The organism is Sutcliffiella horikoshii, from assembly GCF_020524325.1.
In the GTDB taxonomy this organism is placed as follows: domain Bacteria; phylum Bacillota; class Bacilli; order Bacillales; family Bacillaceae_I; genus Sutcliffiella_A; species Sutcliffiella_A horikoshii_D.
In genome coordinates this window covers 253,306-272,289 of sequence record NZ_JAIVKY010000006.1, presented here as the reverse complement: position 1 = coordinate 272,289, position 18,984 = coordinate 253,306, and the positions used below count along the sequence as shown (strand labels likewise).

General features: G+C 35.5%; 17 protein-coding genes and 1 other annotated feature. Of the genes, 15 read left to right on the top strand and 2 right to left on the bottom strand.

Annotated elements, in window-relative coordinates; genetic code table 11:
- Nucleotides 1-9 precede the first annotated feature (9 nt).
- The 7 genes from LC091_RS08390 (at nt 10) to LC091_RS08360 (ending at nt 8,701) form a co-directional block, all read left to right on the top strand.
- The gene (locus LC091_RS08390) at nt 10-882 is read left to right on the top strand and encodes an ATP-binding protein (RefSeq protein ID WP_226681574.1); all 873 of its coding nucleotides are present in this window, start codon (nt 10-12) and stop codon (nt 880-882) included.
- 10 nt (nt 883-892) lie between these two features.
- The gene (locus tag LC091_RS08385; protein WP_226681573.1) at nt 893-2,818 is read left to right on the top strand and encodes a vWA domain-containing protein; all 1,926 of its coding nucleotides are present in this window, start codon (nt 893-895) and stop codon (nt 2,816-2,818) included.
- A gap of 62 nt (nt 2,819-2,880) precedes the next feature.
- A complete protein-coding gene (locus LC091_RS08380) occupies nt 2,881-3,525 on the top strand; it encodes a phosphatase PAP2 family protein (protein WP_226681572.1) in 645 nt (214 codons plus the stop codon).
- A gap of 403 nt (nt 3,526-3,928) precedes the next feature.
- Entirely contained in the window at nt 3,929-5,134 is a 1,206-nt protein-coding gene (locus tag LC091_RS08375) for an MFS transporter (protein WP_226681571.1), read from the top strand.
- A gap of 95 nt (nt 5,135-5,229) precedes the next feature.
- Nucleotides 5,230-6,645 (top strand): NAD-dependent succinate-semialdehyde dehydrogenase, encoded by a 1,416-nt coding sequence (locus LC091_RS08370; protein ID WP_226681570.1) that lies wholly within the window; start codon nt 5,230-5,232, stop codon nt 6,643-6,645.
- A 196-nt stretch (nt 6,646-6,841) separates the two neighbouring features.
- On the top strand, nt 6,842-7,480 hold the full coding sequence (locus tag LC091_RS08365) for a 5-bromo-4-chloroindolyl phosphate hydrolysis family protein (protein ID WP_226681569.1): 639 nt from the start codon (nt 6,842-6,844) through the stop codon (nt 7,478-7,480).
- Nucleotides 7,481-7,498: 18 nt separating this feature from the next.
- Nucleotides 7,499-8,701, top strand: coding sequence for a toxic anion resistance protein (locus tag LC091_RS08360; protein WP_226681568.1), 1,203 nt, complete (start codon nt 7,499-7,501; stop codon nt 8,699-8,701).
- 382 nt (nt 8,702-9,083) lie between these two features.
- Here LC091_RS08360 and LC091_RS08355 read toward each other — a convergent pair whose 3' ends face one another.
- Nucleotides 9,084-10,010: a hypothetical protein gene (locus LC091_RS08355; protein WP_226681567.1), complete on the bottom strand. Its 927-nt coding sequence runs from the start codon at nt 10,008-10,010 to the stop codon at nt 9,084-9,086.
- Nucleotides 10,011-10,102: 92 nt separating this feature from the next.
- Complete coding sequence (locus LC091_RS08350; RefSeq protein WP_226681566.1) at nt 10,103-10,603, bottom strand: hypothetical protein; 501 nt, start codon at nt 10,601-10,603, stop codon at nt 10,103-10,105.
- Between the two features lie 108 nt (nt 10,604-10,711).
- On the opposite strand from LC091_RS08350, the gene LC091_RS08345 reads away from it, so the two are divergent.
- The 8 genes from LC091_RS08345 (at nt 10,712) to LC091_RS08310 (ending at nt 18,884) form a co-directional block, all read left to right on the top strand.
- The gene (locus LC091_RS08345) at nt 10,712-11,173 is read left to right on the top strand and encodes a hypothetical protein (RefSeq protein ID WP_226681565.1); all 462 of its coding nucleotides are present in this window, start codon (nt 10,712-10,714) and stop codon (nt 11,171-11,173) included.
- Nucleotides 11,174-11,410: 237 nt separating this feature from the next.
- Nucleotides 11,411-11,678 (top strand) — a binding site (T-box leader).
- Nucleotides 11,679-11,734: 56 nt separating this feature from the next.
- Entirely contained in the window at nt 11,735-13,369 is a 1,635-nt protein-coding gene (gene metG / locus LC091_RS08340; protein ID WP_226681564.1) for a methionine--tRNA ligase, read from the top strand.
- A gap of 367 nt (nt 13,370-13,736) precedes the next feature.
- The gene (locus LC091_RS08335) at nt 13,737-14,639 is read left to right on the top strand and encodes an ABC transporter ATP-binding protein (protein ID WP_088019138.1); all 903 of its coding nucleotides are present in this window, start codon (nt 13,737-13,739) and stop codon (nt 14,637-14,639) included.
- Complete coding sequence (locus LC091_RS08330; RefSeq protein ID WP_319003647.1) at nt 14,611-17,115, top strand: ABC transporter permease; 2,505 nt, start codon at nt 14,611-14,613, stop codon at nt 17,113-17,115. Before LC091_RS08335 ends, LC091_RS08330 begins: the two co-directional genes overlap by 29 nt.
- A gap of 31 nt (nt 17,116-17,146) precedes the next feature.
- Nucleotides 17,147-17,692, top strand: a complete 546-nt coding sequence (locus LC091_RS08325; RefSeq protein WP_226681562.1) for a hypothetical protein — start codon at nt 17,147-17,149, stop codon at nt 17,690-17,692.
- Nucleotides 17,693-17,846: 154 nt separating this feature from the next.
- Nucleotides 17,847-18,062: a hypothetical protein gene (locus LC091_RS08320; protein ID WP_226681561.1), complete on the top strand. Its 216-nt coding sequence runs from the start codon at nt 17,847-17,849 to the stop codon at nt 18,060-18,062.
- Between the two features lie 44 nt (nt 18,063-18,106).
- Entirely contained in the window at nt 18,107-18,553 is a 447-nt protein-coding gene (locus tag LC091_RS08315; RefSeq protein WP_226681560.1) for a hypothetical protein, read from the top strand.
- Between the two features lie 142 nt (nt 18,554-18,695).
- The gene (locus tag LC091_RS08310; protein ID WP_226681559.1) at nt 18,696-18,884 is read left to right on the top strand and encodes a hypothetical protein; all 189 of its coding nucleotides are present in this window, start codon (nt 18,696-18,698) and stop codon (nt 18,882-18,884) included.
- Nucleotides 18,885-18,984: the final 100 nt, after the last annotated feature.

The following is an 18,984-nucleotide window of genomic DNA, read 5'->3' as shown; positions in this document are numbered from 1 at the left end:
GACTGAAACATGTTTGCTATAGATCAATTACCTACAGCTATTCAAGAAAAGATAAAAAGCAATAAAGAAAAAGAAGGTAGCAGCTCCCTTATAGGGGCTGCAGGGTATACATCAGCTGACGATGATGTGTTGTTTGATTGTATCATTGCTTTATCTATGGGGAAGAACGTTCTTTTAAAGGGACCAACCGGCTCAGGAAAAACGAAGTTGGCAGAAACATTATCTTCCATTTTTCATCAACCGATGCATAGTATCAACTGCTCGGTAGACTTAGATGCTGAAGCACTACTTGGCTTTAAGACGATTCACAATAATGATGGAAAAGCGACGATAGAATTTGTACCAGGTCCTGTAATCAATGCCATGAAACAAGGAAACCTCTTATATATAGATGAAATAAATATGGCGAAACCTGAAACCTTGCCGATTCTAAACGGGGTACTAGACTACCGTAAAACCATTACGAATCCTTTTACAGGTGAAGTAGTCAAAGCAAATCAGGACTTTGGCGTGATCGCTGCCATCAATGAAGGGTATGTGGGAACGGTACCATTAAATGAAGCGCTGAAAAATCGATTTGTTGTTATCGATGTACCATATGTGCAGGGAGAAATTTTACTTCAAGTATTGAAAAGTCAATCCAAGTTGGAAGATGAAAAGCTACTAAGTAAGTATGTAACATTATCTGCGGACCTTATCGCGCTTGTTGAAAACGGAAATCTATCGGAAGAGGCTGCGTCTGTGCGCGCATTATTAGACACTTGCGATCTTAGTGTATACTTGCCACCACTCAGAGCGATTAAGCGTGGTATTGTTGAAAAGTTGGAAGATGATAGAGAAAAAGCCGCTATCTTAAACATCGCACAAACTTTGTTTGAATGAGGAGATTAACTTGAGACCTATCGTTTTTAATGATAAAAAAATTGATTCCTTTCTATTTATGGAGTTATCGGACTTAGCAACTTCCCTTTCTAAGAAGAAAGACCTTGAAGTGGAATATGCCTTCAAGTCCTACTACGACCCATATATGAATAAAATGTTTATCAGTTTATTTTGGGATAACCATCCCACTTTTGAAAAACTGCACGGGATGAAAAGTGATGTGTATTTACGAAGTGTGGGATCTGTTGCACATACGGATTACAAAGTGATTAAACAGCTGTTTGCTTTTATGAAAAAAACACACTTATCAAGTATTAGCAGACAATTGTTTATCTTGATGGAAGACATAAGACTTGAGGAACTCTGCAAACGAGAGCGGCCAGGCACCACAAAAACCTTTCTGGTGAGAAGAGTGGAATATCGAAAATATTTCAGAAGCCAGCTAACGGTCAATTTGGAAAGAAACATTATGACAGATGCGCTTTACAATCTGTTGTATCTTTTATTGACTACTGATAATCCCTTGGAGGAAGTACCTCCATTAAACGAAGAGTTAGATTTAGCTATCCCATTCCTTCGGGACGAAATTACTAAATCTTATGAAGCGAAGAATACGAAGGAAATCTTTGGGAGTATCCAAACCATCGTTGAGGTATTGGAAGACCTCTTGGAGAAAGATATGCTTAATACTTATTTTTTCCTTCCGGACTTTTCAGAGATGCCTGAAATAGACGAGACGCCAACCTTTGATGAAATGAAAAGAAAAAGCGAACTGAAAAATGACGATATAAAACAAAAGGATAATAAAGACGACGAAGAAGATGTTCATGAAGACAAGCTACCAACATGGCACCGTGAATCAGAAAGCAACAACAAAAGCTTCCTCCAATTCGATATGGAACAAGGAACAAAAACTGATTTAATGGGGGAAGGCATGCGCGAAGGGGAAGACGGAGATCAAGCAATGGGCTTTGTTCAAGGGGAAAGTCAGCAGACGAATAAGAATGATTATTCCAAGCTAGAAGCGCTGGACGTTCTCAATGATACAAAGAAAGAAGGAGGAAGCGGCGCGGAGTTTGGGAAAGAGAACAAATACGCCTATCCTGTCTTCTTAAGTCCAGAGAAGATATCAGCAGAACATTATGCTGGGTATGATGAATACAAACTGTTTGTCTCCACCTACCAAAAGAAATTAAAACAACTGATACAGAAAACGTTGGAGCACAAAAAAATCATGCCAAGAAGTGACCTTCCATTTGGCAGGCTAAGCAAGAAGCTTTTACCATGGTTTACGGAAGAAAATCCAAGAGTGTTTTATAAAAAAGATAATCCTTCTATTGAAATTGATGCTGTATTCTCCCTATTGGTTGATTGCTCGGCGTCCATGTTCGATAAAATGGAACAGACCAAATATGGAATCACTCTTTTCCATGAAGCGTTAAAATCTGTGTTTGTCCCACACGAAGTGGTAGGATTCTGGGAAGATACGAATGATGCAACAAAAACAAGCCAACCGAACTACTTTAAAACAGTGATAGATTTCAACTCAAGTCTCAGACCTGCTTCAGGCCCTGAGATTCTCCAGCTTGAACCTGAAGAAGATAACAGGGATGGTTATGCAATCAGACATATGACCAAAAGACTTGTACATCGTAGCGAAAAACAAAAATTCCTACTCGTATTCTCCGACGGGGAACCTGCAGCGATGGACTACGAAAAGAACGGGATAGTCGATACCCATCAAGCTGTCATGGAAGCACGGAAAAATGGACTTGAGGTTATCAACGTATTCTTGGCAAACGGTGAAATCGATGAGGGACAAGTAAAAACCATTCAAAACATGTATGGAAAATATAGTATCTTAGTTCCGGATATTGAAGAGTTACCAGATGTGCTCTTTCCACTTTTGAAAAAATTATTGTTAAAAAGCTTATAAAACTAGGATTAAGGCTAACTCTAAGATACAGGAGTTAGCCTTTATTTGTTGGGAGCGACATTATGAATAATTACATAAAACCTAACACTTTGTTTAAAATATGCGGTATTCTTTTTTGCATTTTTCTCATGGTAGCATTGTTGATTAATATAGAAGCAACGGAATCTTGGGACAGGATGATTGGTGAAAGCCTTTATAGAATAGGTGAGACGGATGGTTTTTTTATCTTTTTATCCTATATAGGGTCGAGGCTGTTTTTCTACCCAGCACTTGCTGTACTGACAGTCTTCGTTCTTTTCAAACGAAACTGGTATTTGGCCTTATTCCTTTGGACTAATCTTGTAGGCGTGCGAATGCTAAATACATTTTTAAAGACGATTTTTTCAAGAGACAGACCAAGCTTGGATCATGTTGTAGAGGCAGGGTTTTATAGTTATCCTAGTGGACATTCCATGAACTCTATGGCATTCTTTGGGGCTATCGCACTCTTGTGTTACTGGATGATTAAGAAAAACTGGTTAAGGAATACATTGATAATTTTTTGTTTTGTATTAATAGGACTAATTGGAATTAGCAGAATCTATTTAGGGGTACACTATCCGCTTGATGTATTGGGCGGGTTTGCAATGGGGGCTTCATGGTTATTGTTTTTGAGTGGGATTTATTTAAAAGTTGTACATAACAAAAAGAGTGTAATGAAGACCTAAGTGACGAGGAAAAAGGAGTAGGGAAGTCCTCATAGCCGGTATGAAGACCTGTGTGACGAGGAAAAGGGCCGAGAGAAGTCCTCATCGCTGTGATGAAGACCTGGGTGACGTAGAAAAGGGCCGAGAGAAGTCCTCATCGCTGTGATGAAGACCTGGGTGACGAGGAAAAGGGCCGAGAGAAGTCCTCATCGCTGTGATGAAGACCTCAGTGACAAGGAAACAAGAGTAGAGAAGTCCTCATGGACGTTATGAAGACCTCAGTGCCGAGGAAAAAGGAGGAGAGAAGTCTTCATCGCTAGTATTAAGATCTTTGTGACAGACTAAACAGAAATTTCGAGTGGCGAATTAATTCATTCCATGGTATAGTTTTCTTACAACAACACAACCGATCGGAGAAACTATCATGTGGAAAAACCGGAATGTATGGATTATTTTAATTGGTGAATTTATCGCAGGTTTAGGCTTATGGACTGGTATTATTGGAAACTTGGAGTTTATGCAGGCATTGGTTCCTTCCGACTTTGCCAAGTCTCTTATTCTATTTGCAGGCCTCCTTGCAGGTGTGATGGTAGGACCGTTAGCCGGTAAAATCATCGACTCAACAAGTAAAAAGCGAGTAATGCTAATTTCAGGATTTGGTCGGATGATCAGCGTAGTATTTATGTTCCTAGCAATTGAATATCAATCTATTCTCTTTATGATCATCTTCATGATTGCCATTCAGTTATCAGCCGCATTTTATTTTCCGGCATTGCAATCATCTATTCCTTTGATTGTGAAAGACAAAGATCTATTAGAAATGAACGGGGTCCATATGAATGTATCCACTGTATCTAGAATTGCAGGGACAGCACTTGCAGGAGCGATGCTAGTCATCATGAGTCTATCTTCTTTATATATGGCATCCATGGTTGCCTATGGAATACTATTCTTACTTACCTTTTTACTGAACTTTGAAGAACCGAACCAAAACGACTCAATAGAAGGCAAGAACAAAAAGTCAGGGGATTTCAAAGAGGTCCTGCCTGTTTTAAAGGAAACGCCGATTGCTCTTACCGTATTAATTCTAACGTTTATCCCATTTTTGTTCATAGGCGGCTTTAACCTTATGGTCATCAACATCAGTGAAATCCAAGATGATCAAGCGATTAAAAGTTGGATTTACACTATTGAAGGTGTCTGCTTTATGATTGGAGCATTTGCCGTAAAGCGCATTTCCAATGATAACAATATGGTACCTTTAATGTTTTTCTTTGTTACACTTATCGCCATTTCTCACCTGAGTTTGTATTTTGCAGACATTAAATGGATGACCTTATTTTCTTTTGGGTTATTTGGCTTGGCGGTTGGATGTTTCTTTCCGATTGCAGCAACCATTTTTCAAACAAAAATACCGAAAGAGTACCATGGACGCTTTTTCTCATTCCGAAATATGCTGGATCGTGTGTTGTTCCAAGTAGTACTTCTTGGAACCGGACTGTTCCTTGATACGATAGGACTTCAGATGATGGCTATTGTTTTTGGTATGCTATCTTTAACATTGATTTTGATATATGGTTTACGACTATTTCGTCAACCAGTTACAGTTGCCGAACAGAAAACACCTTAAATGGTGTTTTTTTGTGTTCAATAAAGGGAATGTCCCATAAAGAGTGAATATATTAAGGGAGAATGTCCTGAAAACTTTTAATTGGAGGGTACACAATGGAAAAATATTCGATGTACATAAACGGTGAATGGGTGAATACAGAGGAAGTAATTGAGGTGACAAATCCTGCAACTGGCGAAGTAATTGGTACGGTACCTAGCATCTCCGAGGATCAACTGGAAAATGTGGTCCAACATGCAGAAGTAGCGTTTCAAACATGGAGGAACTATACAGCATATGAGCGTGCAGATATTTTAAATAAATGGTTCCTTTTATTAGAGGAAAATAAAAAGCTTATCGCAGAAACCCTTACAAAGGAGCAAGGCAAGCCGTTCCGGGAAGCATTGGGAGAGGTTGGTTATGCGAACAGTTTTGTAGATTGGTATAAAGAGGAAGGCAAGAGAATCTACGGAGAGACCATTCCATCTTCCTCTAAGGAAAAAAGAGTTCTGATTCAAAAGCAGCCGGTAGGAGTTGTAGCCGCAATAACGCCGTGGAATTTCCCTGCGGCTATGATTACTAGGAAAGTTGCTCCGGCTCTAGCTGCTGGATGCACAGTAATCGTGAAGCCAGCTGGGCAGACTCCACTTACTGCCTTACTTTTGGCAAAATATGCAGATGAAGCAGGGGTCCCAAAAGGGGTTCTGCAAGTCATCACTGGTAAGTCTTCCGTTATTGGTGAGGCATTAATGAAACATAAAGACGTGAAAAAGCTTACCTTTACAGGCTCTACGGAAATTGGTAAAAAATTAATGGAACAAGCATCTCATACAGTCAAGAAACTATCATTGGAGCTTGGCGGGCATGCGCCATTTATCATTTTTGAAGATGCCGACCTTCAGAAAGCAGCGAAAGGGCTTGTTCAATCAAAATTCCGAAATGCCGGCCAGACATGCATTTGCGCCAATAGAATATATGTACAGGAGAGTGTAGCGGAAGAATTCACTTCACTTTTCGTCAAAGAGGTTTCTAAACTTAAAGTTGGAAACGGGATGGAGCGCGGAGTGGATCTTGGACCACTGATTGATGAAGATGCCTTAGAAAAAGTGAAAGAGCATTTAAGCGATGCCAAAGAGAAAGGTGCATCTGTTGCCTTTGGTGGCGAAGTGAAAGATAAAACGTTCATGGAGCCGACAGTCATCACAGGTGTAACAGATGAAATGCTTTGCATGAATGAAGAAACTTTTGGTCCTCTTGCACCAATTACCACATTTAAAGAGGAAGAAGAGGCAATCAAGCGAGCTAACAATTCTCCTTATGGATTGGCTGCGTATGTATTTACCGAGAAAATGTCGAGGATTTATCGAGTTACAGAAGGGCTTGATTATGGAATTATTGGTGTTAATGATGGGGCACCATCTGTGGCACAGGCACCTTTTGGCGGGTTGAAGGAAAGTGGTATCGGCAGAGAAGGCGGACATCACGGAATGGAAGAATATTTGGAAGTGAAATATGTTTCCATAGGCATTTAATAAACTTTAAAGCCCTTGATATCAACATAATCAAGGGCTATTTTCATTTATTCTATTGGCTGATACATAAAATATTTCGTATTCCTACTTCTTTCCTATATAATAAAACTATAATTTATTGAAACCTTTCCATTGTTCAATACGTAAGAAAGGTATAGTTTATTTTAAGCCTTTTAAAAAGGTGAGGAGTGAAGTTATGAAACGGTTTTTACTGCAAAGTTTTATTATCATATTATCGTTTAATTTAGCTGCCATCGGTTTTTTAATAGTATTCCTTTTAACAGGTAATCAAATTCAACTGGGTATCCTTGGCGCATTTGGTGGCTTTCTTGGAAGCTACTGGGCGTTGAAAAGAAAACTGCTTCCTAATAACGATCTGGAAAAGATAGAACGAAAAGAGAAAAAATATGTTAATGCTCAATTGAAGGAAGCGAAAGAAAAAGCAAGGAAGATTAATAGTTCAAGGTTTCGCGTGCGCTCGATTTTTGTTTATCAAACGATAACAAAATTATCTAAGATCTCGACTAAAATCATTAAAATGGTGGAAAAGGAACCGGTACGGTATCGTACAGCACAAAATTTCTTTCACCATCATCTCGACTCCTCTGCTATCATCACTGAAAAATATGTGCACTTATTAAATCAACCAGTGCGGACTCATGAAGTTTCTCAAGCGCTTCGAGAAACAGAAAGTGCCTTAAAACAATTAGAACGCAGTATGGAAAAAGAGATGATGGCAGTACTGTCAGGGGATATGAATAATCTTACGACAGAAATCAAACTTATGAATTATCAACAGCTTGATACAGATAAGAGAATAATTGAGAAGAAGTAGCTTATGGGGTGAGTGACGATGAAAAATAATGATCAGGTTAAGAGCCAAGTAAAGGAAGATACATTGAACGACTTATTGAGCAATCCATTCTCGACACCGAAAATGGAAAACGAAATGATGACGCAAGATCCAAATGAGGTTCAATCAGAACCAAAAAAAGAAAAAGTAATGGATACCCTTTCTGAAGAGTACAAAGCGAAAGCCATCGATATTGCTAAACAAATTGATCCAAATGATCAACACGCTATATCATCCTACGGAGTCACTGCACAAAACGAGTTGTCCACTTTTTCTAATTCCATATTGTCTCATGTTCAGGCAAAGGACGCAGGCCCGGTAGGAGAAGTAGTTTCAGAATTAATGAAAAAGATTAAAGAAGTAAAACCAGGAGAACTGGAACCGCAGAAAAAAGGTTTTTTTGGTAAACTTTTTGGAAGTGTTAATAATTCAGTTCAACAACTATTTGCGAAATACCGTAAAATTGGATTTGAAATCGATAAAATTTCAGATCAACTCGAAAGCTTTAAAAAGGTTTTACAGCGTGACAATATCATGCTTGAATCTTTATACGACAAAAATAAAGATTACTTCCAGGCATTAAATATTTATATCGCTGCAGCGGAGCATAAATTTGATGAAATTCAAGCGACCATCATTCCGGAGCTAGAACAAAAAGCAAGGCAAACGAATAATCAAATGGATGTACAGGCCGTTAGTGATATGATGCAATTTGCAGACCGCCTTCAAAAGCGCACACATGACCTGAAAATCAGCCGCCAAATCACCCTGCAAATGGCACCGCAAATCAGGATGATTCAGCATACCAATCAGACATTGGTGGAGAGAATACAATCATCCATTCTTACAGCCATTCCACTTTGGAAAAACCAACTGGTTATTGCCGTTTCCTTATACAATCAACAAAAGGCAGTGGATACACAGAAAAATGTTTCTGAGACTACCAATGAACTGTTATTGCGCAACTCAGAAATGCTTAAACAAAACACAATTTCGGCGGCACGTGAAAATGAACGTGGTCTTGTCGACATCGAAACGCTGAAGAAAACGCAAGAAAACCTAATCGAAACACTAGAAGAAACCTTACAGATCCAACAAGAAGGCCGAGAAAAGCGCCACCAAGTAGAACTAGAACTCGTCCAAATGGAGAACGACCTCAAAAACAAACTACTAGAAGTCCGTTCGAAAGCGAAACGGGACTGATTGAAACATATCAAAAAACAGGTTTGATCCTATGAAGGATTAGACCTGTTTTTTTAATAGATGCCATAGCTTAATCTCTTCATTTCATTAGTTTGTAAACCGACAGAACAAAAATGGCTTATTCAACAAACGGGCCAGATTGTTGAGGAACTTCTATCACAGAAACCCTGTTTTTACGGTGCAGTTTATTTAGTCAGTTTGGAAATAGTAAAAGTTAAATAATGTGGGGAGCGTCAGGAAGTCTCGGATTTATAACGGTAAGAGAATACAAATATAAAAAGCCTAGCTTCTCGTGCTTATAAGTGAGAAATTAGACTTTAGTTAAAATTATTAAAAAGACATTTTGTGTTAATAAAACATTGGTTATGAAATGCTAGATATTTTAGTTCTTTATTGTTATTAAATTACTCGGGTATGTTCTCCAATTTACCTGTAATAGGTTTCCGTCTTCATCTTCTAAAGTCTCAAAAGGGCTTTCAAAAAGTATAATATTTAAGTTGTTTTTAGTTTCAGATGTCATTGAGGGTATAGAAAAAGGTATTTCCACCAATCCTGTTTCCCTAATTGTAATAAAACGAGACGTTATATTTACTTGTTTATTGTTTAGAATACTGACAATAGCATAGTTACTGTCTTCATTCTGGTTATAAAAATTCAGAGTATAATTTTCTCTTGTTTTTATATTACTTAATGGTTCATTAATTTTTTTTGTAAGAAAAGGAGAATCAGTGATCATTTCATTGTTAGTAGTCGGAAGATAATGATAATCCACAGTTTCTATAGAGTTTTCTTTAACTATAAGAGTTGCTCTTCTTTTTAGAATTCTTCCGGAACCAGGAATAAACTCCCTTTCCTCAACAAAATAATCAGGCTCACGTATTACCATTATTATAAGATCATGAGTACCTGTTTTTAAGTCTTCAAAGGTAACATTTATTAATTCTTTACTATATGGTTCAAGGTTTATATCTATAGATTCTTTTGACTCACCATTATATTTCACATTTACTTGGTTATAATCCACAAGGAAAAATAATCTGTATTTACTTGACACTTCATAATCATTGAGTAACTCAACATCAGGTGAAAATTTATTTTCATTTATTATAAATGTTAAATTCTTTTCTGTAAGAGAATTATTTTCTTTTAGAGAAAGCTCGAAACCTCCATTGAGATTAAATATATCTAATGTATTTTCTTCTACTTTTTTAGAATACTGTTGTTCTTGTTTCAAAGTTTGATTAGAAGTATTGCAACTGATTAATAAAAAAATAGAAGAAATAAGCAAAAAAAGTGGGATTCTTTTCATAAGCAACTCCTAATTAAATAAAACAGGAACATTATGTAGCTCCTGTTTTATTTATTTCAAATATAAGATTATCTATTTGCTATCCTTTAATACTAATTTAATCTAGTATCAATGGTTCTAGTGGTATAAGTTCTTGAAGCATATCCAGCATCTTCTAATGTCACCGAAGATTGACCTCTCCAGTATGCTCCCCCAGAATAAGGCGTTTGGTACGAGTCTACCCAAATGCTATTCTTATTAATATTCTCAGTAACACGAGGTAGATTCTGTAATATATCATTCTTGTAAACACTTGTTGAAATGACTAATTTGTTTAAAGGGAATAACTCATTTTGGTTTTTTGGATTACATTTTGTTTCACCGTAAGCCCACATGACCCTACTTAGATTAGTATTAGTATGAATATAAAGCTTGGTATTTGATGTACAGCTAAACACTGAATAACTAAAATTTTGGGTACCAGTTGCACCAACTTGAGTAGCAGCTTTAACGCTATTAACATTTCCAAAGGATAAAACGGAAAGCAAGACAATTAAAACAAATTTTTTTATATTAACCACTCCTTTTTTAGTTTCAAGATTACAATTCTTCAAAAGAATTCAATTTCCTTCTTTTTTACTTATGAAATTGATTAATTTGTATATTTTTTCATTTTATACTAATTATATAAAAGATTTACAAATGAAGAAAGGGTGTCTTTATTGAAAAAACTAATAGTCTTAACAATTATACTATCGGGTCTATATTTCGAGAGTGGTTTCATTTATGCAAATAATGACTATACTGAATGTCAAAAGAAAATAGTTGAAGTCTACAATAAGTATTATAAGGAGATCAAAAAGGATTTATTGAGTAGTTACCATTTAAACTTATCTCTATACGATGAATATACTGTTCGTGAAGTTGATAAATTAGGAAGAGATTTAAAGAACAAGAAAAGTCTATCTTCTTTAATTGAATTATTTGATGGTGAATTTTATGGACAAAAATATTTACTTATTAAAAAGAACCAATTACAAGGATACGTATTATACAAGAACAACGAAGGGAACAATATACTTCAGACAATTAAAAACGAGAACAATAAATGGGTAATAGTTTCAACAAAATCAAAGAATGCTCAAAAAATCATCCTAAAAAAAGAGGAAGTACGATGTAATTAGTATTAAATTTATATAAAGTTTGTGATAGAAACAAACGTTTTAAGAACTAGGAGAATCTTGGGTTATCTTTTCATTTGACACCTCATATATTTTCCTTAGACTCATTCCATAATCGGGCGCATTTCTGGATCATCTATTTTTATTGAATAGGTCATTTATTTGAAGAAAATTTTAATAATTACCTCTTACGTTGCTTTTAAATTTATAATTTTTGTGTAATAATAAGGAAAATATATTTGAAACGCGATGATGAGGAAAGTAAGTCAACCATCATTTTCTTACAGAGAGCTTCGGTAGCTGAAAAGAAGCAGAAAATAGTTGATTGAAAATGGCCTTTGAGCAGCAAAGTCGACTTTCAGTTATTGAAATAGACCTTGACGAGATTTGGCACTCGTTATAAATGTCAAAGTATAAGAGTGAAACACTCACTCCGTACTTATTGAGGCTGATAATGTGAATTATTAGTAAATAAAGGTGGTAACACGAGATATACCTCGTCCTTAGGCAATTAATTTGTCTATGGGCGGGGTTTTTTTGATTTTATTAAGGAGGAAGAAGAATATGACCATTTTTATAGGAGGAGCATGGCCATATGCTAATGGATCACTGCATTTAGGGCATATAGCAGCTTTATTGCCAGGAGATATTTTAGCAAGGTATTACAGACAGAAAGGAGAAGCAGTACTTTATGTTTCAGGTAGTGACTGTAATGGAACACCCATATCTATACGAGCAAATCAAGAAAATACGACAACTGAATCAATTGCCAACCGTTACCATCAAGAATTTGTAGAGTGTTTTCAAAAGCTAGGTTTCACTTATGATTTGTACACCCGTACAGATGCCATACATCATCATAAGTCTGTACAGGTTATTTTTTCAAAGCTTCTTGAAAATGGTTATCTATACAAAAAGACGATTGAGCAGGCTTATTGTGAAACGGATCATCAATTTTTACCAGATCGGTTCGTAGAAGGGATTTGTCCGAATTGCGGTGCGAAAGCAAGGGGAGACCAATGTGATAATTGTTCTGCCATTTTAGATCCTCTTGATTTAATCGATAAGCGTTGTAAAATCTGTGGGAACCAGCCCACCATTAAAGAAACGGAGCATTTTTATTTCTCGTTTAGTCAATTCCAAAAAAAATTAGAAACCTTTGTGGAGACCGCGCGAAGGGGAAATAGGTGGCGTGAAAATGCGATTTCTTTAACAACAAGATATTTAAAAGAGGGTGTACCTGACCGAGCAGTTACACGTGACTTGCCGCATGGTGTTGAGGTTCCCATAGCAGGTTTTGAAGGTAAGAAAATTTATGTGTGGATTGAAGCAGTTGCAGGCTATTTAACAGCAAGTATAGAATGGTCGAAGCAACATAACGAAAATATAGAAGATTGGTGGAATAGTGAAACCATTTCCTATTACATTCATGGGAAGGATAACATTCCATTCCATACGGTCATTTGGCCATCTATTCTGATGGGTATCAATAATCCTGCTTTACCAACACACATTATTTCCAATGAGTATTTAACCCTTGAAAAGCGGAAGTTATCGACGAGTCAAAATTGGGCTGTCTGGGTCCCATATATTTTAGAGAGATATGATGCTGACTCTATTAGGTATTTTCTAACAATCAATGCACCTGAAAATCGAGATACTGATTTTTCATGGCGTGAATTTGTATATAGTCATAACAGTGAATTACTAGGTGCATATGGTAATTTTGTCAATCGCACGTTAAAGTTCATCGAAAAATCTTATGAAGGTAAAACACCAGAAGGTAAGATTAATTTAGAAATAAAGGCTAAGATTGGTCAACTATATAAAGAAGTTGGCTCACTAGTTATGAATGCCCATTTTAAAAAATCCTTAGAGATTATCTTTGAATTTGTGCGTTATGCTAATAAATATTTTGATGAGCAGAAGCCATGGATTCAAATTAAAGAAGAAAAACCCTTATGTGATAATACAATGGCAAATTGTATCTATATAATTTCAAATCTTACACAGCTATTAAATCCTTTTCTTCCTTTTTCAAGTGAAAATGTTAAAGAAATGTTAGGATTAAATGAACTTAAATGGGAGGAAATTGAAATTTCTTCCCTGTCCCTTAAAGAAATTAAACCACTTTTTGAAAGGATAGATTTAGTAAGAATTGATGAGGAATTAGAGAGATTAAATGAAGGGATTTTATAACAGTGAAGATATCTGTTATTCAAGAAACGGGCGCGATCCAGTAACAAGGATCAGCGCCATTTTTGTCGTGGCCAAAGAGAATTTCATATTGTAGGAATTTTTATATTATGAAATAATTGGAATTAAGCAATCGGGAGGATTAATGAATAAGCAAAAGTAGATAAAAGTAAGTTTGAGCTGGTTTCATTTCCTGGCCATATCAGCTTCTGAAATGATTCTACAACGGTGAGCAAAATGGTTATTGATAATTGTTTGTTATCCACTAATGCCTAAGGACCGCCTTTATTACATATAAAATAAATAAATAGTGTAAAATTATTATACATAAAAGCCACTTCTTATAAAAAATACGAGGGAGACTACACACATGATACTTACAGTCGATAACGTAAATAAATCATTCGGAAAAGAAAAGATTCTAAAAGAGGTTACGTTTAAAATCGAGCGCCCGTCTATTATCGCTTTAGTTGGCCCAAATGGTTCGGGTAAATCAACCCTACTAAGTATCATCACCAATCTACAACGAGCAGATAGTGGAGAAATAAGCATTTTAGATAAAGAAAATACTGATGTGAGTCTATTTAGAGAGGTTTCTTTCATGCAAGACAATACCGTTTTATATGACTATTTAACTGGATATGATCACATGCAATTTATTGCGGATGTACAGTCTTTATCTAAAAGCCAAATTGTAGAAACCGCAGAGCGCATTGGTATTACTAGATACTTGAATAAACGTATTGGTAAATATTCCTTAGGTATGAAGCAACACCTTCTACTCGCAATGGCAATCCTCAATAAGCCCAAATTGTTAATATTGGATGAACCATTGAATGGACTTGACCCCACAAGTGCCATTAAAGTGCGCAACCTGTTGTTAGAGTTACATAAAGAAGGCACCTCTGTTCTATTATCCTCTCATAATTTATCGGAGATTGACCGAATTACCTCAGAAATTTTATTCCTGAAAAAGGGAGCAATTATAAAAGAAGATATCTCCCAATATGAAAGGATATGTTACCACCTTACTGTAAATGACGTTTCAGATGCACATAAGCAATTAACTAAGGAATTATATGAAGTAGAAATTATATCAAACCAGAAAATCTCCCTGTTCCTGAAAGACACTCCCCTACATATTCCTCTGTCTTTGCTTATGCAAAGTGGGACTAAGATAGTTGAAATGGAAAAAATAATTTTTGGCTCAGAGGACCGTTATCAAAATATCTTTGGAGAAAAGGATGCAGACCATGAAGATATTCCTATTTGAGCTAAAAAAATTATGGAGACAAAAGAAATTCCTCTGGGTATCTATTATTTGCCTACTTTGTACCGTAGCTATCTTTCAATCCAACGCTAATGAACAAGAGGAAATGATGGAAAGAGCACAAGAGGAACTAATATTACACCAAGAAATTGTCAATGGAGTCCAAAGGGATCTTTCAGAATTAGATAGGCAACAGGAGCTACAAGAAATTCAACAAAATCAATTAAACCTTACAAAAGAAATGAACTTAATATTAATGCAGTTAAATAGAGTGATGGAAAGAGAAGAATGGGAAAATGTTTACCCATTAAAGCATTCGTTTCTAGAATTGGTAGAGCAATACGAAGCATATGGAGAAACTTTCCCTATCTTAACCGGGCAAGAATTAAGCATGGAAAAAGCTATAGCAGAGTGGTTTATTTCACACAATCTTAGCTATGAAGATGAAGAGTATCCTGTTTCTCCCCATTTAATCGTAAAGGAATTAAGTGACTCGGCATTCAGTTTAGCTGGCCTTTTTGTATTGATGTTGCTATTTGGGAATATATACACTAGTGAGAGGGAGCAACGAACATGGTTGACTTTACAAACTCAACCGATAAGAAAGTGGGAGTTGCTAATTTCCAAATATATTAGTCTGTTATGTGCCACCTTAATCTTCACGGCTTTATTCATCGTTGTTGGAATAGCCGTTACTACTATTTTTACGGATTACTCCTTTAGTGGACAATATCCGATTTTGTTACAAGATACCCAAACTTTCTATATACTACCAGTCATTACTTACATTATTAGAATCACTATCTTCTTTGTCAGTGCGGCTATTTTTCTTTTTGCAGTGGTAACGATTTTAAGTAGCTTACTAAAAAATACGTTTATAACAATTATACTAACTTCTTTTATTATCATGGTAGGTTATAGTTTAACGGAACTTAATGACCCGTTGCAGGTAATAGGAAATCCGTTTCAACTCTTTCGTATTTCCGCTTTATCAGCGACCATACCTACTGGAGATGATTGGATTTATCCCTGTGTATCGATTATCTGGGGTTCGATACTGATACTTTGTGCAAATTTTAATCCTGAAATAAGAATTTTGTCGTTCTTCCAACAGTCTTCCCACATTCAACCTTTTAAGAGTAAAAATGGATCGATTTTAAATAGGTTAATGTTTTTTGAAGGGAGAAAAGTAATTAGAAAAAAGCTGTATGTACAGATCAATATTTTATTATTGTTATTTGTGACGGTTAGTTATTTTATTCTTTTTCAACAATCTAGTGACCAAGAAACACAGTATCTAGAAGATTTATCAAAGATGGAAGAAACAGAAAATTTGATTGCACTTTCTGAAGAATCCATAGATAGGTACGAAGATGTAAAAAAGCAATCAGGAGAAACGATATACGATGACCTCATTGCTGATGTCTATAAATCCATCGATTTCTTTAAAGAGAGAAGAGAAAAAGGTATAGAAGCAGCTAAGGAATACGAACAAAAAAATTGGACAGCATTTTATCATTATCAACTCTTTGATAATCATACTGCAGCTGGAGAGATAGATACAGGTGGTTTTTATCTGGATAACAGAATGGATACTCTCGGAAAATTCACTGTGGAAGCCAGTATTACAGAAAAGGAATGGTTGATGAAAAACAATATTCAACCTATTTTTACAGGTACCTTTATCCCGACCATCTATCATCAATTTTCAGATGAGGAACTCCATCAGACATTCAAAGAAGAAAATAGAAAACTAGATAGTAGCGGTCTGTTTTCTTTATATTTATTTAACAAGTACTATCTTTACTTTATTCCTATTCTCTTATGTTTCTTCTTGTTTGGAGGGGGCTTGGCTTCAGAGAGAGGAAAAAAACAAACGTTACATTTATTACAAACGCAACCACTAACGTTAAGTAGCCTTTTCTTAGGAAAAATAATGACAAATAGTATTTTATCGATTTTCACTGGGTTAGGGTTATTTTTAATCATTATTTTGTTTGGAAGCTTATTCAATCGTTTTGGGGATTGGTTTTACCCGATTTTATATTATAACCATGAAGACATCGTGAATTCTTCCAACTACTCTGGCTTGATTTCAAGTGGAAATGGCTATCATTTCATCACTTTAGGGGAGTACCTTATCTACAGTATAATCTTGTTTGTTTTATGCTTACTTTTTGTCCTGGCACTTACCATGGTTTTGTCGATTTTTATAAACAATGCATTGACCGTTTTTTCGGTTTCTATCCTTTTTAACGTCTCTGGATATTACGCCACAACTAAAATAGGGATGGACATAGCTCATTTACTTCCATTCACATACTTTGATTTTCCTAAAGTTATAAACGGTGAACTATCTATTGTGATGGATAACGCAAAAATCAATGTATTACATGGATGCCTTGTACTTTCAGGACTGTCTATCTTTTTAGTGGTCATCGGTTATTTTGTGCTTAGTAAAAAGAAGACACGAAAATAAATCTCATACAAAATAAAAGGAGGTATTTTGATTGAGCAAAAATTATGAAAAAAGACATTACTTTATTGTAAGCACCATTGCTTTATTAGTTCTTTCTCCATTAGTCATCTGGTTACTTCCATATATTCTACAAAGAAGTACCTTTAGCCAAAGCTCCATATGGATGTTGGAGACGCCAAGTATTACTTACGCTTACTTTGCTGTAGCTTGGTTCTTTTTACTTGCGGCTTCCATTGCTTCTTATTTTTTTTACAGATGGAAAGTAGGTATTTGTTTACTAGCAGTCATTATAGCCCTACCACTCATGTACATTGGAGTAAAACCCATAACTATTGTTGGTTCAGCAGGATTTACAATGGTAGATGCGCCTTTTGACGAAAAAATTCTTTACAGCTGGGAAGATGTAGAGAAAGTATACTTAATTACCAATGATGAAACGAAAAAAGATAGTTTGGAGTTTCATTACAAAGATAATCAAACCATCATTATTGATAATCATCAGGAGGTACAACAGCTAAGAATAATGCTTCTAGAACTAAAAGATACTTATGGATTTACTTTTACTTCAAAAGAATAGATATTAGCATTGTTAGGACTTTTGTGTCAAAAAAAAGACACAAAAGTCTATAGTGCAACGGTTTATACTTATTTAGGTGCTATCGGAACAGGTTGTTTGGAATAGGCTCTCTTCTTATGGGTCTGCTAGCAGTAAATAAGTTGTTATAGATAAAGTGGCAAATGCAGATTTAAATATTATCTTGATATCAAGTCTTCAAGAAAAGGGCGCGATCCAGGAACAAGGATCAGCGCCAGTTTTTATATTGACCAAAGAAATTATCATATTGAAGGAATTTTTAGATTATGAAATAATTGGAATTAAGCAATCGGGCAGTTTTAATGAAGATGAGGTTGAGTTGAATAAAATATATGAGAGATATTATGAATAGGGAATTCTTTTGGTTGTAACTATAATTTATAGGTGTTGATTCATATGCATACTTGGAAATATAAAACCACAAATGATTTTTTTGAATACTTGGATTTTCACGATTGCGTTGTCGAAAAGACAATAGTTGAAAAAGGCACAGTCATTATAGATTTTGAATTTGTTTATGTTTCCCCAGATCATCATCTTAATCCCTATGGTGTAGCAAAATCAACGGATAGATGTAGGCTTACATTCAATGAAGTAACAGATAGTAATTGCATTATTCACTTTGGTGATGGGACGGAAAACCAAGTTTTAATAACAGACTTAGAAGAAATGGAATTCTTGCAGTTCAATCAAAAACCATTAGATAGTTATATCATTTTTGAAATGTTTGGTACTGATTGGAGAACACATCAATTTTGTAGTATTCAAATTAAAGCAATCAGTTTTACTTTAGAATGGAATAATTTTACTGAAGATGCTTGGTATGTGAAAAAACAAAAATAGGATATCTGTGTGGAAATCCTTATTCCCTTATTCTATTAAATAGGGCGATTGCAGCATAGGTAATTGCTCTTTCCATACTTAAGAATTGGGCAGGATTGTTCAATAGTCATATACTAGAGATTGTAAGGAGTGGAGTGAGCTAATGAATTCTTTTCTAGTCTTTATTATTCTTATTTTTACAGTTGTCATCGACTACTATTGGCTGGACACAGACCGAAAAAGATGGGGCTGGATGAAAAATTGGTCTACCAGAAATAAAATATTATTTTTCAGTGGATTTATTGCAGTTTCAAGTTTGATTTATTTGGGATTAAGCTATAAATACTTTTGATGAAAGTTTGGATTATGCAACAATCTAGGGCTTTTATTGAATAAGGCCTATAATTCACTAATAAAAATACCGACTTTTTGTAAAGTCGGTATTTTTGTGC